Here is a 24,843-nt window from a genome sequence, read left to right as displayed (position 1 = left end):
ATACGAAAAAGTATTGTATACTCTGAAACTATACGATACTTTTTCGTATAGTTATAGAATATAAGGAGTGACAAGATGGGAAAGACAAGTAAGTATGTGACAGCTGCCGCACTTTGTTCAACTATAGTAATGGGAGGCTTGCAAGCGTCATCTGTATCTTATGCAGCTACAAATCCGACTACAGTGACAGCACAATCAGATGTAAAGTTATTAGATGATTTCAGAAAAGAATTAAAAAAACAGATTGATAATCGAGAAGAAAATATTACAATCACATATAAAACAAAAGATAGAAATGCTAGAAATATTATGGATCAATTGTATGGTGAGTTTAATAAAATTGTAGATGCTGATGAGTATGTAAAATATAATGTAGCGTCTACTAGATATTCTATTAAAGGAATGCCAGGGGACTATACGTTTACACTGCAAGTAAAATACCGTGAATCAAAAGAACAAACTCAATATGTAAAAGCTCAGGCGAAATCAATTGTTGGATCAATTGTAAAACCAGGGATGGATGAGCATGAGAAAGTAAAAGCTATTCACGATTACGTTGTTAAGCATGTGTCTTATGATACGTCTTATCAAGCGTATACAGCATATGAAGCATTAGCGAATCGTTCTGCCGTTTGCCAAGGATATACATTATTAACGTATGAGTTGTTAAAAGAGGCAGGTATTCAAAACCATGTTGTAACAGGCATAGGAAACGGACAAGCTCACGCGTGGAATTTAGTGAACATTGAAAACAAATGGTATCACCTAGATACTACATTTGATGATCCAGTACCAGATAAAGCAGGGCGTGTAACTTACTCATATTTTAACATGTCTGACGAACAGTTAAGTAAAGATCACGACTGGGATCGTAGTAAATATCCAGCAGCAACTACAAGTTATTTTGGTGAATTAACAAACAAAATAAAAGCTGGTAGCTCAAAAACTGTCGTATATGAGCAGATGTTAAAAGAAACAAATTTACAATACTTATCTGCAGAATACGGAGCAGAAAATTATAATGAATTTAAGCAAAAGTTGCAGCAACAGTTTGCAGCCAAACCAGAAAAAGTAGAAGTGCGATATAAGCAGTCCATGGATGGGACGATGCAAGATATAAAGAAAGTATTAAATGAAATAAATTGGCCAAAAGGTGCAAAGCGTGTGTCTTATCAAGTAGCGCCTTATAGTGCATTGGCGGGTTATTCATTAGCGACAATTACATTTACGTATTAAGCAATGGGAAAAAGCACCTGTAAAAGGTGCTTTTTTTATTTATTGATTGATTACTTTTGAATATTAAGAATTATGTGATAAAATAAAAGGATAAGGATGTGAATGTGGAATGAACTTGTTCGAAAGCGATATTTTTACATTGATATATACTTGTTTAGTAATCGGACTTATCGTTTTGTTTTTCATATCATTTACTTTGTTTATTAGAAGAGTATTACAAAGCAGTGCTGCAAAGAAACACCACGTGATTAATATGAACCAGAAGCTAGATCGAATCATTGAATTGCTTGAAAAAGATAAGAAATAGCGATAGAAGAGGTATGAAAAGGGGAATGAGAATGGCGAATTATATAAAAGAATTACGTGAAAAAGTAGGACATGATTATGTTTTCTTAAACTTTGCCGGTGGTTGTGTATTTAATAAAGAAGGAGAAGTATTACTGCAAAAAAGAGGAGACTTTAACGCTTGGGGCTTTCCAGGTGGTGCAATGGAGATAGGAGAATCAGCTGCGGAAACTGCAATCCGGGAAATAAAAGAAGAAACCGGGTATGATGTAGAAATAAATGAGCTTATTGGAGTGTATACAAAATATTTTCAATCATATCCAAATGGAGACAAGGCCCAGTCAATTGTGATGTTCTTTTCATTCTCAATAGTTGGAGGTGACAAAAAAGTAGATGGTGATGAAACGTTGGATTTGAAGTTTTTCCCGTTAGACGACATGCCACCGTTATTTTGTAAACAACATGAAGATTGCCTGCAAGATTTATTGGAGAAAAGAGTAGGGGTATATCGTTAACATATAAAAAAGAAGCTAAATGAAGATTAGCTTCTTTTTTATGTTTAATTTATTTCCACCAATCATCAAACATTGACGCTGGTACTTGTCTTTTATGCTCACTCACTGTGTAACGTTTTTCAATTTTCTCTGCAACGTCAGCTGGAACTGCTTTACCTTCTAAATAATCATCTAATTGATCATAAGTAATACCTAACTCTGTTTCATCAGCTTGACCTGGTTTTTCATCTAATAAATCAGCTGTTGGCATTTTTAAGTACAGTCGCTCGTCTGCGCCTAACTCTTGTAATAATGCACGTCCTTGGCGCTTCGTTAATCCCGTTAATGGTAATAAATCTGCACCACCATCTCCGAATTTTGTAAAGAATCCTGTTACAGCTTCTGCAGCGTGATCTGTTCCGATAACAAGTAGCCCTTTTTGTCCACCAATTGCATATTGAGTAACCATACGGATACGTGCTTTCACGTTACCTTTATTGAAATCTGTTAGTGATTCACCCAATAAGTTTTCATATTGATTTGAAAAAGCATCAACAGTTGAAGCAATATCAAATGCAACAGATTGATCTGCTTGAATGAATTGTAATGCTAATTGTGCATCATCTTCATCTTTTTGTACTTTATAAGGAAGACGCACGGCGATAAACGTTGCATTACCACCTTCGTTACGAATTTCTTCAACTGCAAGTTGTGCTAAGCGTCCTGCTAATGTAGAGTCTTGTCCGCCGCTAATACCAAGTACAAATCCTTTTGCACCTGTTTTTTTTACATAATCCTTTAAGAAATCAACTCGTTTACGAATTTCAACTTTTGGATCAATTACAGGCTGAACATGTAATGCTTTCATAATCTGTTCTTGTAATGTCATTATGTTTTCCTCCTATTCATATTAAAGCGGTAAATAAGTTTATATGTATAATGGTACATACTTCTATCCTTTATTATTTCGCAAAACTAACGAATATACAATAGGATGTGTGTATGAATATGAATGTAGTCATTATAAATAAAGTACTACGTATAAGCAATTTTTTAAACCTTTCAAAAATGTAAGGTTTTTGTCATTTGAATCGATGGAAGGTATTTCCGCACTTTACTAATATAAAAACATAGATAGTAGAAGGGCGGAGAAGTAATATGAACATTAGAGAACTAGCATATCGGAATGTAACCCGAAATAGACGGACATACTCAGCCTATTTTTTGAGTAGTGCATTTGCAATTATGGCCTTTTTTGTGTATTCATTTTTTGCGTTTCATCCGGCATTAAGTGCAGGAGAATTAGGTCAGTACGTATTCGTAAGTATGTCTTTTGCACAGTCTATTATTTACTTATTTACATTCTTCTTTATTTTATATTCGATGGGAATGTTTTTAAAAACGAGAAAGCGTGAACTAGGAATTTTAATGATGCTAGGTATGACGAAATATCAATTAAAGCGTCTGATCTTTTTTGAAAATATTATGATTGGAATAGGGGCAATTATTTTTGGTATTCTTTCAGGTATGTTATTTTCAGGGGTATTACTATTTGTCGCTCCGATGATATTGAAACTAGATATCTCCTTATCCTATTACATACCGATGAAAGCAATTGTTGTAACGGGTATTATGTTTTTTATTTTATTTATGATCATATCATTGTTTAGTGCAGGAATGATTCGTAAAAATAAGATTATGAAGTTGTTTAGAGGATCAGCAGAGGCGAAACCGGAACCGAAAGCATCAATCATTTCTTCAATATTAGCAGTAGTATTGCTTAGTGCTGGCTATGTAGGAGCTCTTCTATCACATGGAGCAATGGTATTTATTATGATGATTCCTGTTACAACGGTAGTTATTATCGGGACGTATTTGTTGTACAAGCAGCTGAGTGTCTTTATTATTCGATTATGTAAAAAAAGTAAACGTTTCTATTGGACACAGACTAATATTATTACGTTATCAGATTTAGCGTATCGTATGAGAGATAACGCAAGAATGTTCTTTATTGTAACCATTATTTCTACTGTAGCATTTTCCGCAATAGGGACATTAGTAGGCTTCGCATCCATGACGAAAGGGATAATGGAGAGACCAATTGCGTTTCATTACCATTCTAAGCAAGGGAATAGTAACGAATCACAACATATACAAATGATTGACAAAGGGTTAAAGAAACATAATATAGCAGCTTCAAAAACTAATATTTCGACAAAGAAAACGGAGGAACAGTCGTTAAGAAGCGCCACTTTTATAAAAGAATCAGATTATAAGGAATATGCAAAGTTAACGGAAGAACCATTTAATACTGTAGCAAATAAAGAGGTTGTATTTTTGTCAGCTGATATACCAGGGCCAGCGATGAAAGAAAGAAAAGAAATTACTTTACCCAATATGAATGAAAGTTTAAAGGTGAAAAAAGTTACTTCATCTTCATTGGGGAAAATATTAAGAGGAAATGTTTATGTAATCTCTAATAATCAATATGATTCATTACAAGATGGATTTATAGAGACAAAAGATTATATGTATAAAACTGAAAGAACGAAAGATGAGATTGAAATTGGTAAAGAGCTTACGCATCAAATTAAACCGTATCAAGAACAGTCAACGTTTAGTGCGGAAGAGTACGAACAAAACCAAAGTTTACAAATTGCAGGACCGATTTTATTTGTAGGTTTCTTTATTGGTATAGTATTTTTCGTTTGCGCAGGAAGTTTCCTTTACTTCCGTTTATTCTCCGATTTGGAGGATGATGTTCGCTTGTTCGAAATGATTCGAAAAGTTGGATTGACGAGTAGGGAATTATCGAAGGTAGTTACAATTCGATTGGCGCTTTTATTCTTCGTTCCAATTGGTGTTGCAACATTACATGGGGCAGTAGCCTTAACGGCGTTAGGGCAAATGTTTGAGTACTCATTGTTTAAAGAAAATACAGTTGTATTAAGTATTTTCATAGGTATTCAAGTTGTATACTTCTTACTTATAAGATCCCGTTATGTAAAACAATTGAAAGAGAGATTACGTATGCATTAAATGTGTTTTTTTAACTCGAGTACAAAATTTTCTAAAAAGAGGCAAGTATTGTCAAAAAGTGATAAAATGGAAAAAGCGAGGTGAAAAAAATTAATAGAGAGAAAGGGGGGGAGAAATATGAAAGCAACAGGAGTTATTCGAAAAGTAGACGAATTAGGACGAATTGTTATCCCTAAAGAATTACGCGATGTATTGGGAATACAAATCAAATCACCGCTTGAAATTTTTGTAGAAGCAGATAAAATCATTTTACAAAAATATCAACCTTACAATGCTTGCCAAATCACAGGTGATGTTTCAGAGCAGAACATATCATTAGCAAATGGAAATATTACTGTTGGGATAGAGGGAGCGGAATATTTAGTAAAAGAAATAGAAAAGTTTTTAAACAAGAGTGAGGTTTAGTCTTAATTTATATTATTTTTCAAATTACATATCATTCTTTTAAAAGACTGTAAGAGGACCATTAATTGGTCCTTTTATTTTGGTTATTAGTTGAATGACCCAGGCTGTTATTTCCTATAAATCATAGGGGAAATACAAAAGTAGTATAGAGTTAGTAAATGATGTTGAGAAATATTTGAAAAGAAGGAAAACAAAAAGAATAAAACGAATGTTACATTTACACGTATTCAAAAGTGGTCTGAAATGAAAATAATACATTTTCAGGAGGGATTACGATGAGTAGTACAGTGAATAAACAAAAAGGTATACAATTGATTCCATTTATCGTAAATAAAGTTGTAGAACAAGTAAATGAAATTCCACCAGGTGTACAACTGATTCACGCTCCGCAAGTATGGGAAAAGAGTGTGAAGGGGCAAGATGTAGTCGTTGCCGTATTAGATACAGGGTGTGATACTAATCATATAGATTTAAAAGATCGTATTATCGGCGGAAGAAATTTCACAAAAGATTATGAAGCTGATCCAAATGTGTATCTTGATAATAACGGACATGGTACTCATGTCGCGGGGACGATTGCAGCAACTGAAAATGGTGTCGGTGTATTAGGAGTTGCACCACTTGCTAAAATGTTAGTATTAAAAGTTTTAGCGGGAGATGGTTCTGGAAGTTACGAGCAAATTATTGAGGCAATTCATTATGCTGTAAATTGGAGAGGGCCGAATCAAGAGAAAGTGAGAATTATTTCAATGTCACTTGGTGGTCCGCAAGATGTTCCAGAATTACATGAAGCAATTCAAAATGCGGTAAAGCAGGATGTTCTCGTCGTATGTGCTGCTGGGAATAATGGAGATTGTAATGAAAATACAGAGGAACTAGATTACCCAGGTGCTTACTCGGAAGTAATTGAAGTCGGCGCTGTCAATTTAGAACGGAAAATCACATGTTTTAGTAATTCAAATCAAGAAATTGATCTAGTAGCGCCAGGTGATGAAATATTATCTACGTATCCAGATGGGAAATATGCAGTGTTAAGTGGAACTTCCATGGCGACGCCGCATGTTGCTGGAGCGCTTGCCTTGCTCATTAAACAGTGTGAGCAAGAATACGGTCGAAAGTTATCAGAGCCGGAAATATATGCACAACTTATTAAAAGAACTGTACCTTTAGGGTATGAACGTACATCCGAAGGGAATGGATTATTAGATTTATTAAAAGAATAGCCATATTAAAACAACATCTCATATGAATATGAGATGTTGTTTAGTATGGTTCTGTCGCATGTATTATCACATCTAATAAACCTGGGAATCTAGCATTTAAATCTTCTTCACGAATTGAAATGAAACGTTGTGTTCCTTCAAGGCGCGTGTACATAACACCTGACTCACGTAAAACTTTGAAATGGTGAGATAAAGTTGATTTCGCAATAGGGATGTTTAAAGCACCACAAGATTGTTCACTTTTCTCTAGTAACATATTTACAATTTGTAAACGAATTTGATCGCTAAGTGCATATAAGACAGAAGAAAATTGAATTTCTTCTCGATTTGGATGATAGAGTGTACGCATATTTCACCTACTTGTATAAGTTAAGATATTTGCACTATAACATATAAAGTGGTATATTTCTATTGTTCGAAAATATTCGAACAATAGAAATATAGGGGGAGAAAAAATGAAGTATACAAAATTGCAAAAGGCAGGACTAAATATTTCAAGGCTGGGTTTAGGTACAAATGCAGTAGGGGGACATAATTTATATGCTAATGTGAATGAAGAAGAAGGAAAGCAATTAGTAGAAGAAGCTATTCAGCAAGGGATTACATTTTTTGATACAGCAGATTCATATGGTTTCGGTAGATCAGAGGAATTAGTAGGAGAAGTATTAAAGGGAAAACGTCATGAGTTTATACTTGCTACAAAAGGTGGAATTCAACCGTTGTTAAATGGAGAAACTTATATTAACAATGAACCAAGTTATTTAAGAAATGCTGTGGAAAATAGCTTAAGAAGATTACAGACTGATTATGTTGATTTATATTATTTACATTTTACAAACCCTGAAACAAGTTACATAGATTCAATTGGAGAGCTTACTCGTTTAAAAGAAGAAGGGAAAATTCGTTCAATTGGAATATCGAACGTAAACATAGAACAATTAAAAGAAGCGAACCAACATGGTTATATAGATGTTGTACAATCACCGTACAATATGTTAGAACGTACGGCTGAGGAAGAACTTTTGCCGTATTGTATAGAAGCGGGTATTTCATTTATTCCGTATGGACCTCTTGCTTTTGGAATGTTAGGCGGAAAATATACAGAAGATTTCAAATTGAATAAAGTCGATTGGCGCCAAAGTGTAAATCTATTTGAAGAAAATACATATAAGAGTAACTTTAAGAAAGTGAATAAGTTAAAAGGGCTAGCTAAAGAAAATGATATTGAAGTGTCTCATTTAGCGTTAGCATGGTTATTAAATAAAGAAGGAATTGATACTGTTATACCTGGTGGAAAGCGGGCAGAGCAGGTAAGAGAAAGTGTGAAAGCGGTAGACGTTGCATTGAATGAAAGAGTCATGAAAGAAATCCAATCTATTTTAGAAGATTAGTGAAAAAGAGGGAGAGTACCCTCTGTTTATATAAGGAGAAGGTCTAAATGAACAGAGTACTAGCTGTATTTTTTATGATAATGTTTATGATCGGTACAGATACTTTCTTAATTTCACCACTGTTGCCGACATTGCAACAGGTGTATCATGTTTCAACTGAGTTGTCAGGATGGATGGTGAGTTCGTATGCTTTAGGGTATGCTGGATTTGCGCTTATTGCTGGTCCTATATCAGATGGATTAAACAGAAAAAAAGTGATGGTACTAGGTATGAGTTTTTTTGCAATAAGTACGTTTTTGTGTGGAATTGCACCGAGTTTTTTATGGATGCTAACATTTAGATTTTTAGCAGGTGTAAGTGCAGCTTTTGTATCTCCACAAGTGTGGGCATCTATTCCGCTCCTTATAGAGAAGAAGCAAATTGTGAAAGCAATTGGGGTTGCAACAGCAGGGTTATCAATCTCTCAAATTTTAGGGCTGCCACTGGGAGCTTATTTAGCAACGATACATTATACAATCCCATTCTATTTCATTGGTATATTATCAGCACTACTTGTCATTCTTATTTATGTTGTATTACCAGAAATACAGTCGGTTCATATAGGTGGAAATAAAAAAGCGATTTTACAGCGTTATAAACAATTACTTACAGATTCAAAGGTTTCACTTTCTTATTTTGCATACTTTGTTTTTCAAACCGGAAATTTTGCTGCATTTTCATTTTTTGGTGTATGGCTTTCCATTCAATTTGGCTTACAAGTTCATGAAGTAGGTACAGCTATGCTCGTATTAGGGTTAGGAAATTTAACTGGTAATATTTTTGGTCCTAGAATCGTAAATAAAATTGGTTATAACCTTTCTTTCTATGGTGGAATTATATTTACAGCAGTGCTATATGTATTACTTCCACATGTAAAGAGCATTGTATTGGTGGAGTTATCGTTCTTTGCTTTGTTTTTTTGGACAGGAATTTTGTTTGTATTAATGATGAGGCACTTACAAAACATATCTAGTGTAGCAAGAGGAACAGGAGCCGCGCTTGCAAATGCTTCTATGTATATTGGTCAAATGATTGGTGCGGCAATAGCAGGAATGTTATTTGCAGTATCTCACAATTTTATACTTATAGGTAGTTTTACTACTTTACTATATATAGGAGCTTTATTTTTGTTTAGAAAAAGTGAAAAACTTACTGAAAGTAGTGAAACAGGAATTGCATCATAAAGCTTGTATAAATATTTCGCAAATCAGAATTAATAAGAGTGTGAATACATGAATGTGCTTTTAATTAAAGTAGTTACTAAAAGTATAGAAATAGTAGAAGAAATGTATTGTAACAAAGTTATGAGGAATCAAAAAATAAAAATCCCTATAAAGATAGGGATTTATATATCGGCATATAGTTCCTTGGAAAAGGATATACTTAGTTTAGCATATCGGACTACTTATATTTGTGAAATAGATGTGAAAGTAATGTGAAAAATGCCGAAGGAAAAAACTATTTAAATAGAGGGCAATTTAGATGGGGATATGGATTTTACATAAATGTTGTGTTATATTTCTACTTATCTGTTAATAATTACATATTTTAATTTTATTGGGGATAAAAGGGAGAGGTTTAAATGCAATGGTATTTGAAAGCTCTAAAGAATTATGGGAATTTTAGTGGTAGAGCTACGCGAAAAGAGTACTGGATTTTTAGTTTATCCAATATCGTAATTTTTTGGCTACTGTTATTTTTATCATCATTTTCAGAGGTGTTAGTTGCTATTATTGCGTTGCTATTTATGTTAGTAATGATTATACCAAGTTTTTCGGTTGGTGCACGACGATTACATGATATTGGGAAAACGGGATGGTGGCAACTATTAAATTTTGTACCGTTTGGTAGCGTTGTTTTACTTGTATTTTTTATCATTGAAAGTGAAGAAAATGACAATCAATACGGACCAAATCCGCATTCAGATTTAAAAGAAGCGATTTAATAAACTTATTTAGTTTGTAGCATTACTAGTTCAATTATTTTATCTATTATTAAAATGGTTTGCGTGGGCTAATATTATTAGGTTGATCTTTAGGTCTAGATGACTTTTGAAACTGTAAAAATGGAAAGATAAAGGCAGAGAGAATATAGCATGGAAAGAAAAAAATTCTAAATAAAAAGCACTGTTTTAGCTAATGTAGCTAAAACAGTGCTTTTCTCTTTGATTGAACAGTTGCAGCATTTTCATCATGTATACCTGCATCTTTAATAATTCGTTGTTTTGCTTTATTTAATAGATGGTTTACTGCTTCACCAAAATAGTTAGCTTCGCTTTTTGTGCGGGCTTCTCGTAAACATTTATAGTTTTCTAGCAGTTCCTCTTTTTCGGAGTTTGTTAAGAAATCTTCTATTTTCTTTTTTGTCATACGAAACACCCTTTCTCCTGACAAACGACGCAATAGAAAATATTTATTTCTCATTATAACAATAATTTTAAAAGAAAGTATACACTAACGTCGCAATAATTTGTCAATTTCTTGAATCTTCTCATCAGCTTTCCCAATTTGCGTATTTTTAGCCTGTTCGCCACCAAGAGCTTGATGTAGTAAGAAAGTTTGACCGGAAATAGCAGTTACAATGGATACTTTTATAATTTCTTTTATTGCGGTGACATCGAATAAAACGAGCCCAAGAAGTGCGGCTAGGCTACCAGTAAAAATGTCAGTTAAAAATCCAAAATGAAAAAATGTTTTCAAACGGCGTGGAAGCAATAACTTACCTTGGTTATTGATTAGATGGGAAACGAAGCCGGTAATGCCACCAACGAGAACAGCGGTTAGCCATTGATACATTTCCATCGAATCCACTCCTTTTAGTGAATAAGATTCGATTATTTTATATTGATTCCTTTTAATATTTCATATAAGCATATTGAGAAAGTTTGTTTGGGTATATTTTGTATTCAATTTAATTATAACAGAAAATTTCGAAAGGTTTCAGTCTATTATATGAATCATTTTTACAATAATATGAATGCAGAAAGGGGTGCGTGATATGAAGATAGATTATCAAATAAGAAGTGTAGATGGTTATACAAAAACTATAGGGGAATTAGTAAGCATGCTGGAGCATACGAGGGCTGTAACATTAGGCGAAGTAAAAAATTTATTAGTTGAGCAATTAGATTTAATTATGCAGAGCAGCGGAAATTCAATTGGCGCCTTATTAAAGCATATAGCAGCTATTGAAAAAGTTCATCAGCTTTTTTCATTTCAAAATCGTGACTTTACAAAAGAAGAATTAGAAATATGGGAAGATGCACTGTATTTAGGGGAAGCAGGTAGAGCGATCCGTGGTCATGAAATACAGTATTATGTACAACTTCTACAAAGTGTTCGAGAAGAATCTCTGAAGTATTTAAGTGAACAAAGTGATGAGTGGCTCATGTCAGAAAGAAAGTGGCCTAACGGTGTAATATATAACCAGCACTATCTTTGGTATCATGTGCTAGAAGATGAAATTAGTCACCGAGGACAAATTAGAATGCTCAAAAACAAGTTATTTGAAAATTACGTAAAATAATGTAGCTTTTTATAGGAGAATTCCATATAATGAGAATAATTAAAATAAGAACGGGGTGATGTATTATGGCGAAAATAACTTATATGAATAATCAACCAAATACAAAGGTGGATGGAAAGGGCGATATTATATAAGGTAATTCGCAATCCTTCCACTTAGTACAAACTAGGGAGGATATCAATTTGAATCAAAATATTTTAGAATCGTATGGCTGGGATTCTTTTTTTGAGGAACAAGCTGTAGAGAACTTTGAAGTAGGGCGTATTTTACTTGAGCATAAGCATATATATCGAATTATTTGTAATGATGGTGAATATATGGCAGAACTGTCTGGGAAGTTTCGGCATGAAGCAGTTACGAAAGGCGATTATCCAGCAGTTGGTGATTGGGTGTATATAAAGAAAATAGAAGATGAAAAGAAAGCGATTATTCATCGTATTTTCCAGCGAAGAAGCTCTTTCTCAAGACAAGAGGCTGGAACAAGAACAGAAGAACAGATTATAGCAGCAAATGTAGATTATTTATTTTTAGTGAATGCACTTAATCATGATTTTAATGTTAGAAGGATGGAACGTTATTTATTATTAGCGTATGAAAGTGGCGCTATGCCAGTTATTGTTTTAACAAAGAGTAGTATATGTAATGATATAGAACAAAAAATTGTAGAAACGGAAGCTATAGCAATTGGTGTTCCTATTTTTGTTGTTGATAGTTTAGAGCATACAGGTATTGATTCGTTGAAACAATTCGTTTCTTCAGGGAAAACAATTGCTTTAGTTGGGTCATCAGGGGTAGGAAAGTCAACTTTGTTAAATGCGCTAATAGGAATTGAGGTAGCAAAAACGGGAGATATACGTGAGGAGGATAGTAGGGGAAGGCATACGACAACGCATCGAGAGTTATTTCAATTGCCAAGTGGCGCTCTCGTAATTGATACTCCCGGTATGAGGGAATTGCAACTTTGGGAAGGAAGCGAAGCGATTCAAACAACATTCTCTGATATTGAAGAACTTGCGACAACATGCCGTTTCCGTGATTGTAAGCATGAGAATGAACCAGGGTGCGCGGTGTATAGTGCAATTGAAAACGGACTTATTACGATAGATCGTTTGAAAAGCTATAAAAAATTACAAAGAGAACTGGCGTATTTTATAAGAAAACAAGATGCAATCCTTGCCAGAGCAGAGCGTGATAAGTGGAAAAAACTTTCTAAACAACATAAAAAAATGTAAAAACCAAAGGGTGCCCCTTTGGTTTTTTCTATTTGTAAATTTTATAATAATATTATTTATATATATAGACAAAGGGAAATTAATTGTTTAAACTTTACAAAGTATTCATCATAATAGGTTATGAAAATAATAATTAGGGATTGGGAAATATTCATAATTAACTCAATTTAACTTTTAAATTTGAAAATTAGGAGGTTCATAATGGGTAAACTATTAAATTTGTTTCGTGATATGAAAGTAGCAAAAAAGCTATTAATTTCATTCTTTGTAATTTTAATTGCGGCTGTGTCTATTATCGGAGGCATGTCTTATCAAACAGCCAAAAAGAATTTTGAATCGCAAATTAAGAGTAGTGCCAACGACAATATAAAAATACTGGATAATTTAATCAATCAAATGATTGATGCAAAATTTAATGATGTGAATAATTTTGCACGGGTGATTCAGGGGAATATGTATCAAGGAGATAATCAGGATGAATTAAGAAAAATGTTATCTCAATATATAAATTTAAATAAAGATATTGAACAAGTATATGTTGCCGGAAATGATAAAAAATTTGTACAAGAACCAAATATACAAATGGCAGCAGACTATGATCCAACAGAGCGTTCTTGGTATAAAGATGCGGTTGCAAAACAAGGTGGTATTGTTGTTACTGAGCCATATAAGGCAAAAGGAAATGGACATATTGTCGTAACAATCGCAAAACAAACAGAAGATAAAAATGGAGTTGTTGCGCTAGATTTAAGTTTAGATAATTTATTAAAAACATCAAAGTTAATTAATATTGGTAAAAAAGGATATGCCTTCATTTTAGATGGAAAGCAAAAAATAATTGCTCATCCACAAGAAAAATCAGGGGAAAAAGCGGCTGATTCTTGGGCAAAGAAAATTTATGAAGATAATCACGGTGCTTTTTCATATTCTTATGGCGGTAGTGAAAAGAATATGGTATTTGCTACAAATGTAAAAACAGGTTGGAAAATTGGTGGGACGATGTACTCAAGTGAAGTAATTGAAGCTGCTCAACCTGTATTTTATAATATGTTAATTGTTATGCTTATCTCATTAGTAGTAGGCGGGGCACTTATTTATTTTGTAACACTTTCAATTACGAAGCCTTTAAAGAGATTAGTTGTTACCTCTAAAGAAATAAGCGAAGGGGATTTAACGCAAACAATTGAAATTCATTCTAATGATGAAATCGGCCAACTTGCTAAAGGCTTTAATGAGATGACGAATTCGTTACGGACGTTAATTGGAAGAATTAACGATTCAGCTGGGCATGTTGCAGCGGCATCAGAAGAGCTAACTGCAAGTGTAAGGCAAGCAAGTGAAGCGACTGAGCAAATCACAATCGCAATGGATGAAATATCAAGTGGGGCAACGACGCAAACAACAAGCGTAGAAAATGGCGCTATGTTACTGTTTGATGTAACGGAAGGAATTCAACATGTAGCAAATAGTTCATCATCTATTAATACGGCTTCTGCACATACTCGTGAAAAAGCAGAAGATGGTGGGAAACTAGTAGGAAGAACAGTAAACCAGATGCAGTCTATTGCAGAATCGGTTTCACAATCAGATGCAGTTATACAATTACTAAATAATAAATCAAAACAAATTGGTGATATTTTAGAAGTAATTCAAAATATTGCAGATCAAACAAACCTTCTAGCTCTAAATGCGGCGATTGAAGCCGCAAGAGCCGGTGAGCATGGAAGAGGTTTCGCAATTGTTGCAGATGAAGTGCGTAAATTGGCAGAGCAGTCTAGCGTATCTTCTAGTGAAATTAGTAAATTAATATGTGAAATACAAGATGATATGGGTAAGACAGTCAAATCTATGAATCATGTAAATGAGGAAGTTCAATCTGGACTTGTTATCGCAAATGAAACGAAGCAAAACTTTGCTGAAATCTTACAATCTACAAATGAAATAGCTAATCAAATTAAGACGATGGTTGAAACGGCTAATGGAATGTCAAAAGGGGCAAATGAAGTATCTATTTCGGTAGGACAAATTGCAATGACAGCACAAAATAATGCGACAAGCACACAAAATGTTGCGGCTTCAGCTGAAGAACAGCTAGCTTCGATGGAGGAAATTGGATCTGCAGCAGGCACGTTATCTCAAATGGCTGAAGAGTTGCAAGGACTAATTGACAGATTTAAAGTCTAATAGAGAACAGACTACCTCTAGTAGCATTATGCCAATAGAGGGTAGTCTGTTTTATTGTGTAAAATCAAATGGAGATGTAAACTTCCTTTATGACGTTTAAAATGGTATTTTGCATAATGTTTGTCGAAAAATAGAGGTATTTGTTAGCTTTGTGTATAATTATTAACGTATAGAATACAAATAAAAGGAGAGTATTATGGGAGTGTATTGGGGGACAAAAAGACATTCTTGGCTTAGTTACGTCTCATTTTGGCTAAGTATTTCATTTTTTATTGTTTTTCTAATTGAAGTGTTTATATTAAAAACACTTTCGAATAGCTCGGTGCAAATTGTTAAATATTTTTATTTTATATTTGTACCAGTAAATATTTTTCTTAGTTTAAAGTTACTATTTAAGAAGAATGAAAAGAAAGCGTTACCTATTTTTAGTTTCATTGTCTCATTATTATTTGCAATTTTAATAATCGTATTAGTTTTAGCAGCTATAGGGAAGGTCTTTTGAGGGGAGTGGTATAAGTCACTCTCCTTTTTTATTTGTGGTAGTCTTACTATATGTAAAAGTGTGAATGCTGTGAGCTAATAAAAGCAGAGAGTAGACAATATTTGCATGGATTAAAGTCTGTCGTTATTTGAACTTGTAAGAGTGTATGGAGTAATGAGGTAATATACATAATAATGGAGATAGAATTAGTTATTTTATAAGTATGTATGAAGCAAATGAATACGGTAAGAACGTTGATATATGGTACAATAGCTATGGATAGTGATAGAGATAAAGGGTATATAAAATACTCATCGTTTTTTAGTAAGAGAGGGGTTATCTTATGCTATACGAGGATTTGGAGACATTATTTCAAACAGCTCCGAAAGAAGATAGAGGCGGATGGAAATATATAATCCAAGAACAAAATAATACATTTAAAATTGTTGATGAAATACTGAAAAATCAAATGAGTGTCGAATTATATTTTAATGAATACGATGAGGTGAAAATCACTTTATATAAAGATGGAATTCCCATTACGACTATGCAAAGAATTGCGATTTCAAAAGTTGAATTAGACGAAGATGAAGAAGGTATTCAATTTGTTTTAGAGCGCATGCCTAGTCGAATGATTCGGTTGCAGTTAAAGCCATATTTAGCATTAGAAATGGGACCGTATTGGGAAGTATGTGATGATTGTGAATGAGCATAAAAAAGCATCCAATAACATGGATGCTTTTTTATGTTTTTTGAAGTTGTTTAAACGCAATGATTGGCAGTATAACAATACTTACCCATCCGATGATAGGATATAGAATGTGAAGTAAGTCACTGTAACCGATGTAGCTAAAGCAATAACTAATTAGTAAAATGAAGAAAATAATATTGTTATTTTTCCACCCAGTAATAGATTGCATCTGTTTTGTCATTCCGAACACATTACCAACTAAAGTTGTGAAAACTTCACCGAAAATAATGAGAACGAAAAAGAAGTGAAAAGTTGCATTAAATCTTCTTATGACTTCAGCCATTGGGATGTTATATTGGTAAAATTGATCGACTGATAAGATTGCTAAATGGCTGCATAATAAAATTAAAGAAAGTCCAGCACCACCTAAAATCCCACCCCAAAAAATAGCTTTTCGATCCTTTACTTCACTGGCTAATGGGACGAGAACACTTTGGGCGAGAGAAAGATTTAAGGCGACATATGTAATAGGGCTAGTAATCCATTTCATATTCCAGCTCTCTGCAGGAATAGTGTTGTTAATAGGAGTTGTACCGTGAAAAAAGGTTGTAATAGCAAGTCCGATAATAAAAATCATCATAATAGGTACGACAAGTGTATTTACTTCAAAAACACCTTGTAATCCGCGGCTACTTATAATGAGACAAGCGATAACTGTAATAAGAATACCGAGTTGTCTTGGTAAGCGAAGTTGCTCTTCAAATACTGCACCAGCCCCTGATAACATAACGCTCGTTACGCCGAATAAAACGAGTAATAATAATGTGTTTACAACATTCCCAAATACATCCCCAAATAAATATTTGTTAAATTCTTGCGCTGAAAATGCCCCGATTTGTGATGAAAGTAACATCATCTTTGTGCCAAGCCAAATAAAAAAAAATCCACTTACACATATGCCAATTGTCCCGTATAATCCATTCACTGTGAAAAATTCAACAATTTCTCGTCCAGTAGCAAATCCAGCTCCAACGACAGTTCCGATATAAGTAGCGGCTACTTTCTTTGCTACTTGCCATTGTTGATTGTCCATGTTATCCCTCTTTCTACTATGATGAGCTTGATGTACTATTATGCATATGTATGAGCTTGGACAATTAGACGTATGAAGTGTTTGAAAAAATACATGAATTTAATGATATTAGGGAAGCATTAAAGGTGTTAAAACTTTGTTACATATAAGCCAATTGTTCGAAAGGAAAGGGAATGTATGGTAAAATGTAATTAGGTTATTAAAAGATAAACATTACAAAATGATAAGAGGAGTGAGTGTATGAGTACGAAAACAAATGTTGTTGAAGTATTAAACAAGCAGGTAGCAAACTGGAATGTGTTATATGTGAAACTACATAATTATCACTGGTATGTGACAGGGCCACACTTCTTTACATTACATGAGAAATTTGAAGAGTTTTATAATGAGGCTGGAACGTATATTGATGAGTTAGCAGAACGTATTTTAGCTTTAGAAGGTAAACCATTAGCGACAATGAAAGAATATCTCGCAACATCTAGTGTCAGTGAAGGGACAAGCAAAGAATCTGCAGAAGAAATGGTGCAAACATTAGTGAATGATTATTCTGCACTTATTCAAGAATTAAAAGAAGGTATGGAAGTTGCAGGTGAAGCTGGCGATGAAACATCAGCTGACATGCTGTTAGCAATTCATACAACATTAGAACAGCATGTATGGATGCTAAGTGCATTCTTAAAATAACGATAAATATAATAGAAACCCATTGAAAAATTATTTCAATGGGTTTTTTTATGATTTTTCAGTTTTCTTTTATGCTATAATATAGTAAAAAGGAGGCGATGCGATGTTTCGCTTTTTCAGAACTGGAAAAGAAGAGCGGGAAATTACGAAAGATGAATTAGAACAAGCGATGGCTCAGTTTTTAGAAACGAATGCTAATATCGTTTATACAGTATTAGTAAATGAAGATTATACAGTAAATTATGATTTGTTAAAACCGTATTTACCTGCATTTCCAACAAATGATTTTCTCATAACGAAGGAAACGCTTGAGGTATTTGAACATACAGCAGAAAATTTAAGCCTAGTGAAAGAAATTGATGTCGTACAAAAAGCAGTAGACCAATACGTAACAGAAAAAGAAATGTTCCCAATTGTTGAAGGTAGCGAAGATCGCCTCATATGCGGAATGAAGCTAGGACCTTACTTAAATCGTAGCTTAAAAAGAGACTTATATATTTCAGAAAAACATTATTTAGTTTCAAGTAAACCAGATAGAAAAAAACAAAAGAGCGGGTAGATGTAATGAAAACAACAATACATATATTGTTGTCTTTTTTTATTTGTTAAAATATTGATTTTTCAGTCTATTATTATTTATACTAAATGTATTGGACAGGGAAGAGTAACTATTAAGCATCATTTTGAGAATAAGGTATTGTTAGCGTGGGTTATACAAAGTGGTATAAAGATTCGCAAAAAATATTATAAAAGGTTTCGGGGGAATTGGTACATGAAAAATAGCATGACTTACATTCAATTATTAAATGAAACGTTACGTTGTTATGCAAATAAAGGAAGTTTTGAAGCGTACAATTATATAATGGAAAACGCTACAGGTGTAATAGGGAATGAGGCGCAAATATATAATTTTAAGTATGCACTCGCAAGTGCATCGGGACTTGAAAAAGAAGCATTACATTTAATGAGAGAGGCCATTATAGAAAAGGGATTCTGGTATGGAAATGAGTATTTAATTTCCGACGAAGATTTAAAATCACTACATAAATTTGAAGAATTTCATATAATGGTGCAATTATGTAAAGAAAGAGAAGAATTAGCACATAAAAAGGAAAGACCAGATGTGAAATATATATACAGCAAGAAAGAGGGAAATCTACTACTTACATTGCACGGTGACCAAGAAAATATACAAATAGTAGAACCATATTGGAAATCTGTGTTGACACAAGATTATATGTTAGCTTTACCACAGTCTTCACAAATTGAGTTTTCAGATGGATTTGTTTGGGATGATATAGAGAGAGGGAAAGAGGAATTAAAAGAGCATTACAATAAGTTTATAGAAAATCATACAGTAGAAAGTGTAATCATTGGTGGTTTTTCTGCAGGGGCGAGAGTAGCTTTATATACGATTTTACAACAAGATATAAATGTAGATGGTTTTGTTTTTATGGCACCATGGCTTCCCGAGATTGAAGAATGGGATGAGTTGTTAAGAGTGCTGCAGGATAAACATATAAAAGGATATATAGTATGCGGGGATCAAGATGAAGATTGTTTCGAATCCACGCAGCAATTTGTACAACTATTAAGAGAGAAGAATATAGAACATAAGTATAAAGTTGTGCCTGACTTAGATCATGATTATCCTATTAACTTTGAAGAGCTATTAAAAGAAGCTATTGAATATATAGGAAATGAAAACAATAAGTAGTAAGAAAAAGAGATGCATCACATGTGATACATCTCTTTTTAGAATTATAAATTAAAAGCATTTGCTAATAAGCGATAAGACTTTAATTTATGTTCAAATTGATGAGTAATCGTGACAATCATAAATTCGTCAGTATTGTATGCTTTGCTTAAGTTTATTATTTTTTCTTTTACAGAAGACGGATCACCAACAATCATACGTTGACGATTTTCTTTTATACGGAATAAATCATAAGCGCTGTATGAATAATTTTGAGCAGTTTCAATAGAAGGTGTACCAGTAGTTCGTTTTCCTTGCTCTAATAATAAGATTGATAAATCTAAACTAGAAGCAATTTTTTCCGCTTCTTCATTTGTTTCTCCGCATATAACAAAGATGGCAACGATTGAATTAGGCTTATCTCCTAAAAATGAAGGCTGATATTGTTCTTGGTAAGCCCTCATAACTTCAGGGCCTCCGAAGCCGTTAATAAATTGTGCAAATGCGAAAGAAGCTCCGTTGTTTGCAGCAATTTTAGCGCTCTCTCCGCTAGAACCGAGCATCCACATTTCAGGAGACGTTGGGATAACTGGAGTGGCTTTTAAGTTTGCATAGTGATGGTTTTCTGGTACTTGATCATGTAAGTACATTGCAACGTCTGCAATTTGTTCTGGATATTGATCAAGTGAGACCATTTTCCCTTCTTGAAGTGCGCGAGTTGCTATTGGCATACCACCAGGAGCTCTACCAACACCGAGATCGATGCGGTTCGGATACAATGCTTCTAGAACACGGAAATTCTCAGCAACTTTATATGGGCTATAATGCGGTAACATAACACCACCTGAACCGACTCTAATACGGTCCGTTTTTGCGGCAATATGAGAAATAAGTATTTCTGGACTTGAACCAGCTAAGCTTACGGAATTATGATGTTCGGATACCCAAAAACGTGTGAATCCGAGTTTTTCAACTTCTTGTGCAAGCGTAACTGTATGTGAAAAAGCTTGGGCTGCTGTGCTACCATCTGAAATAGGTGATTGGTCTAATACACTTAACTTGATCATAGAATATACCTCTCAATCTTAATGTACATCCTATTATATATTTACTTATGAAAAATGCGTAGTGAAATGCTCAAAATGAAAAGCGGATAATCTTATTTCCGCTTTTAACGAGAAAATCCGCGTTCATAATGATTCATTTCGACTAGATTTAAAATATATTCATAGTTGTCAATTTCACGTTTTAGTTGTTCACGTTCTTTTTCAGATAGTGTCATATTGCTAAGTTTTTTACATAAGTTTTGTTTCTTTAATTCTAAATGTTTTTTTGTAGCATCATAGTCATAGGTATGTTTCATTTTTAACCACTCCTTCTTTGTAGTTGCTATATTATACGAAGTATAAAGAAAAGTGAGATCTGTCTCTTATGTACTTTTAGTGAATATTCAAATTGCAATAGTGTTATGTTTATGGGGATTTATGAATAAAATGCACTAAACCACTAACGTCCATTTGATGAAGTAAGGGGTGGAATTGTGCAGAAAGATATAATGTATAACACTGAAATGGATGAAGCGTTAAAAGTTATAGATAAAGGATTGAATAAGACGACAAGCCCAAAACAAATTATTGTAGTGGGAGCTGGTATGGCTGGGTTAGTTTCAGCCTCTTTATTAAAGGCTGCAGGACATGATGTGAAAATTTTTGAAGCAAATAACCGGGTAGGTGGCCGTATAGAAACGGTTAGAATGGAAGATACCGGATTATATTTAGATGTTGGAGCAATGAGGATTCCATATTCGCATACATTAACGATGACATATATAAGAAAATTTGGGCTACAGGTGAGACCTTTTATTAATAGAAATGAGACGGATATTATATACGTAAATGGACGGAAAACGACGTTAAAACAATATGAAAAAGATCCAAGTATTCTAAGATATCCTGTGGAAATGAATGAAGTTGGAAAAACGTCAGAGGAATTATTATTGTTAGCGGTACAGCCCATTATAAATTTTATAAAAAAGAACCCAGAAAAAAATTGGGACGTTGTAGTAAAGGATTTTGGAAGATACTCTACTGGGCAATTTTTAAAGTATCATCCTTATCAGTATAATACTTACTTTTCGCCAGTAACAATTGAGATGATTGGTGTTCTATTAGATTTAGAAGGTTTTTTGGAACGATCGTTTGTAGAGACTTTACGCTTTCTATACATTATGCAAGAGGAGAGCGGATTTTGTGAAATTGTGGGCGGGAACGATAGATTGCCAAAGTCATTTTTACCGCAATTAGAAGAGAATATTATATATAATCAAAAATTAATGAAGCTACATCAACACGATAATGGTGTGACAGCTTTCTATCGGAACGAGGAAACTTTTGAATATAGTAGTATTACAGGAGATTTAGTTATTGTTACCATTCCGTTTTCGACAATGCGTTTTGTAGAAGTAGATCCGTTTGGTTCTATATCTCATGAAAAATGGAAAGCAATTCGTGAATTACATTATATGCCTGCGACGAAAATAGGAATTCAATTTAAAAGCCGATTTTGGGAAGAACAAGGACAATTAGGCGGCAGAATTATAACAGATTTGCCAATTCGTTATGCCTATTATCCAAGTTATGGAATTGGGCAGAAAGGACCGGCTATGATGTTAGGTAGCTATACATGGTCTTATGACGCGTTGTTATGGGATGGTTTATCAAAAGGTGATCGTATTTATTACGCATTACACAACTTAGCAACAATATTAGGTGGTCAAGTGTATGATGAGTTCATATCTGGAATATCAAAAAGCTGGACATTGGATCCGTATGCGCTTGGAGGATTTGCACTTTTTCAAGCAGGTCAAGAATCTGAGTTGCAACCAGCGATTGTCAAACCAGAGGGGAGAATATTCTTCGCTGGAGATCATACAACGCTATATCACGGATGGATTCAAGGTGCGATTGAATCTGGAATTCGTGTAGCGGTGGAAGTGAATAAGTAAAAGGTTTTCAATTCAGAAAATTCTTTACTATATAACTTGAGATGGATATTATTATATATAAAAGAAATATAGGGAGTGTTTACAGTGAATCCGTTATTATTCGATTTTCCTTCTGAATTTTATACTGACAGGCTTTTTATTCGAATGCCGAAACCAGGAGATGGTAAAGTTGTATATGATGCAATTCAGGCTTCAATAGAACAACTAAAACCTTGGATGGTGTTTGCACAAAAAGAGCAAACAGAGCAAGAAGTAGAAGAAAGTATTAGAAAATCACATATTCAATTTTTGCAACGTGAGGATTTAAGATTACTAGTATTTTCGAAAGAAACAGGTGAATTTATTGCTTCAGCCGGATTGCATCGTATTAATTGGGATATACCTCAATTTGAAATCGGATATTGGATTGATACAAGGTTTAGCGGAAAAGGCTATATGGTAGAGGCTGCGAAAGGTATAACGGATTACGCTTTTTCTGAATTGAAAGCAAACCGTGTAGAAATTCGTTGTGATTCTTTAAATAAAAAGAGTAGAGCGATACCTGAGAAATTAGGTTTTAAGTTAGAAGGTACGTTAGAAAGTGCGAGTGTTGCGGTAGATGGAAACGGATTAAGGGATATGTGTGTATTTGCCATGACTAGAAATACATATGAAAAAGAAGAGCTGTAAGAAAATAGCTCTTCTTTTTATGCATTATGGTACAGGATGTCCATTAGAGCTTTCGAAAATTGTAAACCATTGTTGACGGTCTAAGTTAACTTTTGTAGCAAGAGCGGCAGTTTTTACGCGATCTAATTTACCAGAGCCAACGATTGGCATCATATTAGCTGGATGAGCAAGTAACCAAGCATACATAACCGTATCGATATTAGAAACACCTAGCTCAGTAGCAACTTTTTGCACAGTTTCGCGTACACGTACAGCACGTTCTGATTGACCAGTAAAGATCTCACCACCAGCAAGAGGTGACCAAATCATTGGATTGATTCGTTTTTCTTGGCATAAGTCAATTGTTCCTTTTTCAAAATGCTCAAGCTGCAATGCAGAAACTTCAATTTGGTTCGTAATAAGTGGAAAATCTAAGTACGAATTTAACATATTAAATTGTGAAGGTAAGAAGTTAGATACACCGAAGTGACGAACTTTTCCTTCTTGTTTTAATTGTGAAAAGGCTTTTGCCACTTCATTTGGATCCATAAAAGGATCGGGACGATGAATAAGTAATACGTCAATATAATCTGTATGTAAATTTTTAAGTGATGCTTCTACACTTTGTATAATATGCTCTGTACTAGTATTGTAGTGAGCAACATATCGTTCTGGAAATTTCGGTGATGGGGGAGCGATTCCACACTTTGTAATAATTTGCATGTTTTCTCGTAAGGAAGGCTTTAATTGTAAAGCTTCGCCAAATAACCCTTCACACGTATATGCGCCGTAAATATCAGCGTGATCAAAAGTAGTAATTCCCATATCCATACAATCTTCAATGAAAGAAAGTAATTCTTGTTTTGTCATATTCCATTCTGCTAAACGCCAAAATCCTTGAATAATACGAGAAAATTCTAGCGTTTCAGCCATTTGAACTCGCTCCATTATAAGTACCCCCTTGATGAATAATAATGTTTTGAAAAGGCTTTCTTACTACATATTATTATATAGTTAATTAGGTGTACAGACAATAAATATGTTTTGCTATAAAAACGATTTTTTCTATCATGCCTTTCGAGAGGACTCCCATCTCTAAACGTAAATGAAGGTGGTGAGGTGAATCGAAAGAAATATTTTATTTTTGAGAAAAAACGGAAACATATGTTCTTTTTTGCTATAATATCCTTAACAAGAAGGTGAATAAAATGGCAAAAGAAAATCCATCAAACTATAAAACTCTTCAAATCTGGATAAAAAAAGGGCATCGTATGTATTCTTATTTTCAAGAATGTTGTCATAACGCTAAGAATATGTACAACACCACAAACTTTTATATACGCCAGGTGTACACTGGATTAACACAAGAAAAAGAGTTGCAGCCTTTGCAAAAAGAAGTTCTGGATAATATTCATAAAAATATTGGGAAGATGAATGACACACAACGTCTTGCCTATCGGAAGAAATTGGAGAAAGAGAAAGTAAAGCCTAAA

The 24,843-nt window shown here is 33.9% G+C and carries 28 protein-coding genes and 1 pseudogene; 21 read left to right on the top strand and 8 right to left on the bottom strand.

The features are described 5' to 3' along the window. Positions 1-75 precede the first annotated feature (75 nt). The 3 genes from DN404_RS28180 to DN404_RS28170 all read left to right on the top strand — a co-directional run bounded on the left by DN404_RS28180 (position 76) and on the right by DN404_RS28170 (position 2,036). Positions 76-1,236 (top strand): transglutaminase domain-containing protein, encoded by a 1,161-nt coding sequence (locus DN404_RS28180; protein WP_149215735.1) that lies wholly within the window; start codon positions 76-78, stop codon positions 1,234-1,236. A 109-nt stretch (positions 1,237-1,345) separates the two neighbouring features. After that, positions 1,346-1,543: a DUF4083 domain-containing protein gene (locus DN404_RS28175; protein ID WP_001048091.1), complete on the top strand. Its 198-nt coding sequence runs from the start codon at positions 1,346-1,348 to the stop codon at positions 1,541-1,543. A 31-nt stretch (positions 1,544-1,574) separates the two neighbouring features. After that, positions 1,575-2,036: an NUDIX hydrolase gene (locus DN404_RS28170; RefSeq protein WP_000024999.1), complete on the top strand. Its 462-nt coding sequence runs from the start codon at positions 1,575-1,577 to the stop codon at positions 2,034-2,036. 49 nt (positions 2,037-2,085) lie between these two features. On the opposite strand, the gene nadE is transcribed toward DN404_RS28170, so the two are convergent. Then, positions 2,086-2,904, bottom strand: a complete 819-nt coding sequence (gene nadE / locus DN404_RS28165; protein WP_000174901.1) for an ammonia-dependent NAD(+) synthetase — start codon at positions 2,902-2,904, stop codon at positions 2,086-2,088. A 269-nt stretch (positions 2,905-3,173) separates the two neighbouring features. On the opposite strand from nadE, the gene DN404_RS28160 reads away from it, so the two are divergent. From DN404_RS28160 to DN404_RS28150, 3 genes are all read left to right on the top strand, one after another. Continuing rightward, positions 3,174-5,054 carry an ABC transporter permease gene (locus DN404_RS28160; protein WP_049107625.1) on the top strand — a complete coding sequence of 627 codons (1,881 nt, stop codon included), beginning with the start codon at positions 3,174-3,176 and terminating at the stop codon, positions 5,052-5,054. Between the two features lie 117 nt (positions 5,055-5,171). Next, positions 5,172-5,459 carry an AbrB/MazE/SpoVT family DNA-binding domain-containing protein gene (locus tag DN404_RS28155; RefSeq protein ID WP_000648324.1) on the top strand — a complete coding sequence of 96 codons (288 nt, stop codon included), beginning with the start codon at positions 5,172-5,174 and terminating at the stop codon, positions 5,457-5,459. A gap of 275 nt (positions 5,460-5,734) precedes the next feature. Further along, complete coding sequence (locus DN404_RS28150; protein WP_048519026.1) at positions 5,735-6,682, top strand: serine protease; 948 nt, start codon at positions 5,735-5,737, stop codon at positions 6,680-6,682. A 40-nt stretch (positions 6,683-6,722) separates the two neighbouring features. On the opposite strand, the gene DN404_RS28145 is transcribed toward DN404_RS28150, so the two are convergent. Beyond that, complete coding sequence (locus DN404_RS28145) at positions 6,723-7,031, bottom strand: ArsR/SmtB family transcription factor (protein WP_119683204.1); 309 nt, start codon at positions 7,029-7,031, stop codon at positions 6,723-6,725. 106 nt (positions 7,032-7,137) lie between these two features. Between DN404_RS28145 and DN404_RS28140 the strand changes: the two genes are divergently transcribed. The 4 genes from DN404_RS28140 to DN404_RS28125 all read left to right on the top strand — a co-directional run bounded on the left by DN404_RS28140 (position 7,138) and on the right by DN404_RS28125 (position 10,057). Continuing rightward, the gene (locus DN404_RS28140; protein WP_149215734.1) at positions 7,138-8,073 is read left to right on the top strand and encodes an aldo/keto reductase; all 936 of its coding nucleotides are present in this window, start codon (positions 7,138-7,140) and stop codon (positions 8,071-8,073) included. 47 nt (positions 8,074-8,120) lie between these two features. Continuing rightward, a complete protein-coding gene (locus DN404_RS28135; RefSeq protein WP_149215733.1) occupies positions 8,121-9,296 on the top strand; it encodes an MFS transporter in 1,176 nt (391 codons plus the stop codon). 48 nt (positions 9,297-9,344) lie between these two features. Then, positions 9,345-9,551 (top strand): hypothetical protein, encoded by a 207-nt coding sequence (locus tag DN404_RS31375; RefSeq protein WP_001101741.1) that lies wholly within the window; start codon positions 9,345-9,347, stop codon positions 9,549-9,551. Positions 9,552-9,694: 143 nt separating this feature from the next. Beyond that, positions 9,695-10,057, top strand: coding sequence for a DUF805 domain-containing protein (locus DN404_RS28125; RefSeq protein ID WP_001198796.1), 363 nt, complete (start codon positions 9,695-9,697; stop codon positions 10,055-10,057). Positions 10,058-10,256: 199 nt separating this feature from the next. Here DN404_RS28125 and DN404_RS28120 read toward each other — a convergent pair whose 3' ends face one another. Together DN404_RS28120 and DN404_RS28115 are read right to left on the bottom strand one after the other, a co-directional pair. Beyond that, a complete protein-coding gene (locus DN404_RS28120) occupies positions 10,257-10,481 on the bottom strand; it encodes a hypothetical protein (protein ID WP_000162602.1) in 225 nt (74 codons plus the stop codon). Positions 10,482-10,565: 84 nt separating this feature from the next. Continuing rightward, on the bottom strand, positions 10,566-10,913 hold the full coding sequence (locus DN404_RS28115) for a DUF4257 domain-containing protein (protein ID WP_000426317.1): 348 nt from the start codon (positions 10,911-10,913) through the stop codon (positions 10,566-10,568). Positions 10,914-11,109: 196 nt separating this feature from the next. Between DN404_RS28115 and DN404_RS28110 the strand changes: the two genes are divergently transcribed. From DN404_RS28110 to DN404_RS28090, 5 genes are all read left to right on the top strand, one after another. After that, a complete protein-coding gene (locus DN404_RS28110) occupies positions 11,110-11,637 on the top strand; it encodes a DinB family protein (RefSeq protein ID WP_149215732.1) in 528 nt (175 codons plus the stop codon). A 182-nt stretch (positions 11,638-11,819) separates the two neighbouring features. Next, on the top strand, positions 11,820-12,869 hold the full coding sequence (rsgA, locus tag DN404_RS28105) for a ribosome small subunit-dependent GTPase A (RefSeq protein ID WP_001073088.1): 1,050 nt from the start codon (positions 11,820-11,822) through the stop codon (positions 12,867-12,869). A 201-nt stretch (positions 12,870-13,070) separates the two neighbouring features. Continuing rightward, positions 13,071-15,053 carry a HAMP domain-containing methyl-accepting chemotaxis protein gene (locus DN404_RS28100; RefSeq protein ID WP_000517284.1) on the top strand — a complete coding sequence of 661 codons (1,983 nt, stop codon included), beginning with the start codon at positions 13,071-13,073 and terminating at the stop codon, positions 15,051-15,053. 196 nt (positions 15,054-15,249) lie between these two features. Then, positions 15,250-15,555, top strand: coding sequence for a hypothetical protein (locus DN404_RS28095; protein WP_000539569.1), 306 nt, complete (start codon positions 15,250-15,252; stop codon positions 15,553-15,555). 322 nt (positions 15,556-15,877) lie between these two features. Continuing rightward, positions 15,878-16,243, top strand: coding sequence for a DUF3979 family protein (locus DN404_RS28090; protein ID WP_000965068.1), 366 nt, complete (start codon positions 15,878-15,880; stop codon positions 16,241-16,243). 34 nt (positions 16,244-16,277) lie between these two features. Here the strand turns inward: DN404_RS28090 and DN404_RS28085 are convergent, their stop codons facing one another. Beyond that, entirely contained in the window at positions 16,278-17,318 is a 1,041-nt protein-coding gene (locus DN404_RS28085) for a YkvI family membrane protein (protein ID WP_000370210.1), read from the bottom strand. Between the two features lie 240 nt (positions 17,319-17,558). Here DN404_RS28085 and DN404_RS28080 point away from each other — a divergent pair, with 240 nt between their 5' ends. The 3 genes from DN404_RS28080 (at position 17,559) to DN404_RS28070 (ending at position 19,719) form a co-directional block, all read left to right on the top strand. After that, on the top strand, positions 17,559-18,002 hold the full coding sequence (locus tag DN404_RS28080) for a Dps family protein (protein WP_000105199.1): 444 nt from the start codon (positions 17,559-17,561) through the stop codon (positions 18,000-18,002). A 103-nt stretch (positions 18,003-18,105) separates the two neighbouring features. Next, entirely contained in the window at positions 18,106-18,561 is a 456-nt protein-coding gene (locus tag DN404_RS28075; RefSeq protein ID WP_000488210.1) for a DUF3939 domain-containing protein, read from the top strand. A 213-nt stretch (positions 18,562-18,774) separates the two neighbouring features. Continuing rightward, positions 18,775-19,719 carry an alpha/beta hydrolase gene (locus DN404_RS28070; RefSeq protein ID WP_149215731.1) on the top strand — a complete coding sequence of 315 codons (945 nt, stop codon included), beginning with the start codon at positions 18,775-18,777 and terminating at the stop codon, positions 19,717-19,719. A gap of 44 nt (positions 19,720-19,763) precedes the next feature. Here DN404_RS28070 and DN404_RS28065 read toward each other — a convergent pair whose 3' ends face one another. Both DN404_RS28065 and DN404_RS28060 read right to left on the bottom strand, forming a co-directional pair. Beyond that, positions 19,764-20,765 carry an LLM class flavin-dependent oxidoreductase gene (locus DN404_RS28065; protein ID WP_000594045.1) on the bottom strand — a complete coding sequence of 334 codons (1,002 nt, stop codon included), beginning with the start codon at positions 20,763-20,765 and terminating at the stop codon, positions 19,764-19,766. 104 nt (positions 20,766-20,869) lie between these two features. After that, positions 20,870-21,061 (bottom strand): DUF3896 family protein, encoded by a 192-nt coding sequence (locus tag DN404_RS28060; protein ID WP_000683359.1) that lies wholly within the window; start codon positions 21,059-21,061, stop codon positions 20,870-20,872. 177 nt (positions 21,062-21,238) lie between these two features. Here DN404_RS28060 and DN404_RS28055 point away from each other — a divergent pair, with 177 nt between their 5' ends. Further along, the gene (locus tag DN404_RS28055) at positions 21,239-22,702 is read left to right on the top strand and encodes a flavin monoamine oxidase family protein (RefSeq protein WP_149215730.1); all 1,464 of its coding nucleotides are present in this window, start codon (positions 21,239-21,241) and stop codon (positions 22,700-22,702) included. A gap of 84 nt (positions 22,703-22,786) precedes the next feature. Beyond that, the gene (locus DN404_RS28050; protein ID WP_149215729.1) at positions 22,787-23,371 is read left to right on the top strand and encodes a GNAT family N-acetyltransferase; all 585 of its coding nucleotides are present in this window, start codon (positions 22,787-22,789) and stop codon (positions 23,369-23,371) included. Between the two features lie 24 nt (positions 23,372-23,395). On the opposite strand, the gene DN404_RS28045 is transcribed toward DN404_RS28050, so the two are convergent. Next, positions 23,396-24,298: an aldo/keto reductase gene (locus tag DN404_RS28045; protein ID WP_049107628.1), complete on the bottom strand. Its 903-nt coding sequence runs from the start codon at positions 24,296-24,298 to the stop codon at positions 23,396-23,398. A gap of 260 nt (positions 24,299-24,558) precedes the next feature. Between DN404_RS28045 and DN404_RS28040 the strand changes: the two are divergent. Next, positions 24,559-24,843: pseudogene (locus tag DN404_RS28040) on the top strand (RNA-guided endonuclease InsQ/TnpB family protein); the annotation flags it as partial.

The organism is Bacillus sp. TE8-1, from assembly GCF_008368855.1.
GTDB classification, from domain to species: Bacteria; Bacillota; Bacilli; order Bacillales; family Bacillaceae_G; genus Bacillus_A; species Bacillus_A cereus.
Note: the sequence above shows the minus strand (reverse complement) of the source record. Positions and strands in the feature narration are given on the sequence as shown.

Excerpts from the sequence above, each read along its gene's own strand:
- DN404_RS28180 (WP_149215735.1), top strand. The coding sequence starts at position 76 with ATGGGAAAGACAAGTAAGTATGTGACAGCTGCCGCACTTTGTTCAACT.
- DN404_RS28175 (WP_001048091.1), top strand. The coding sequence starts at position 1,346 with ATGAACTTGTTCGAAAGCGATATTTTTACATTGATATATACTTGTTTA.
- DN404_RS28170 (WP_000024999.1), top strand. The coding sequence starts at position 1,575 with ATGGCGAATTATATAAAAGAATTACGTGAAAAAGTAGGACATGATTAT.
- nadE (WP_000174901.1), bottom strand. The coding sequence starts at position 2,904 with ATGACATTACAAGAACAGATTATGAAAGCATTACATGTTCAGCCTGTA.
- DN404_RS28160 (WP_049107625.1), top strand. The coding sequence starts at position 3,174 with ATGAACATTAGAGAACTAGCATATCGGAATGTAACCCGAAATAGACGG.
- DN404_RS28155 (WP_000648324.1), top strand. The coding sequence starts at position 5,172 with ATGAAAGCAACAGGAGTTATTCGAAAAGTAGACGAATTAGGACGAATT.
- DN404_RS28150 (WP_048519026.1), top strand. The coding sequence starts at position 5,735 with ATGAGTAGTACAGTGAATAAACAAAAAGGTATACAATTGATTCCATTT.
- DN404_RS28145 (WP_119683204.1), bottom strand. The coding sequence starts at position 7,031 with ATGCGTACACTCTATCATCCAAATCGAGAAGAAATTCAATTTTCTTCT.
- DN404_RS28140 (WP_149215734.1), top strand. The coding sequence starts at position 7,138 with ATGAAGTATACAAAATTGCAAAAGGCAGGACTAAATATTTCAAGGCTG.
- DN404_RS28135 (WP_149215733.1), top strand. The coding sequence starts at position 8,121 with ATGAACAGAGTACTAGCTGTATTTTTTATGATAATGTTTATGATCGGT.
- DN404_RS31375 (WP_001101741.1), top strand. The coding sequence starts at position 9,345 with ATGAATGTGCTTTTAATTAAAGTAGTTACTAAAAGTATAGAAATAGTA.
- DN404_RS28125 (WP_001198796.1), top strand. The coding sequence starts at position 9,695 with ATGCAATGGTATTTGAAAGCTCTAAAGAATTATGGGAATTTTAGTGGT.
- DN404_RS28120 (WP_000162602.1), bottom strand. The coding sequence starts at position 10,481 with ATGACAAAAAAGAAAATAGAAGATTTCTTAACAAACTCCGAAAAAGAG.
- DN404_RS28115 (WP_000426317.1), bottom strand. The coding sequence starts at position 10,913 with ATGGAAATGTATCAATGGCTAACCGCTGTTCTCGTTGGTGGCATTACC.
- DN404_RS28110 (WP_149215732.1), top strand. The coding sequence starts at position 11,110 with ATGAAGATAGATTATCAAATAAGAAGTGTAGATGGTTATACAAAAACT.
- DN404_RS28100 (WP_000517284.1), top strand. The coding sequence starts at position 13,071 with ATGGGTAAACTATTAAATTTGTTTCGTGATATGAAAGTAGCAAAAAAG.
- DN404_RS28095 (WP_000539569.1), top strand. The coding sequence starts at position 15,250 with ATGGGAGTGTATTGGGGGACAAAAAGACATTCTTGGCTTAGTTACGTC.
- DN404_RS28090 (WP_000965068.1), top strand. The coding sequence starts at position 15,878 with ATGCTATACGAGGATTTGGAGACATTATTTCAAACAGCTCCGAAAGAA.
- DN404_RS28085 (WP_000370210.1), bottom strand. The coding sequence starts at position 17,318 with ATGGACAATCAACAATGGCAAGTAGCAAAGAAAGTAGCCGCTACTTAT.
- DN404_RS28080 (WP_000105199.1), top strand. The coding sequence starts at position 17,559 with ATGAGTACGAAAACAAATGTTGTTGAAGTATTAAACAAGCAGGTAGCA.
- DN404_RS28075 (WP_000488210.1), top strand. The coding sequence starts at position 18,106 with ATGTTTCGCTTTTTCAGAACTGGAAAAGAAGAGCGGGAAATTACGAAA.
- DN404_RS28070 (WP_149215731.1), top strand. The coding sequence starts at position 18,775 with ATGAAAAATAGCATGACTTACATTCAATTATTAAATGAAACGTTACGT.
- DN404_RS28065 (WP_000594045.1), bottom strand. The coding sequence starts at position 20,765 with ATGATCAAGTTAAGTGTATTAGACCAATCACCTATTTCAGATGGTAGC.
- DN404_RS28060 (WP_000683359.1), bottom strand. The coding sequence starts at position 21,061 with ATGAAACATACCTATGACTATGATGCTACAAAAAAACATTTAGAATTA.
- DN404_RS28045 (WP_049107628.1), bottom strand. The coding sequence starts at position 24,298 with ATGGAGCGAGTTCAAATGGCTGAAACGCTAGAATTTTCTCGTATTATT.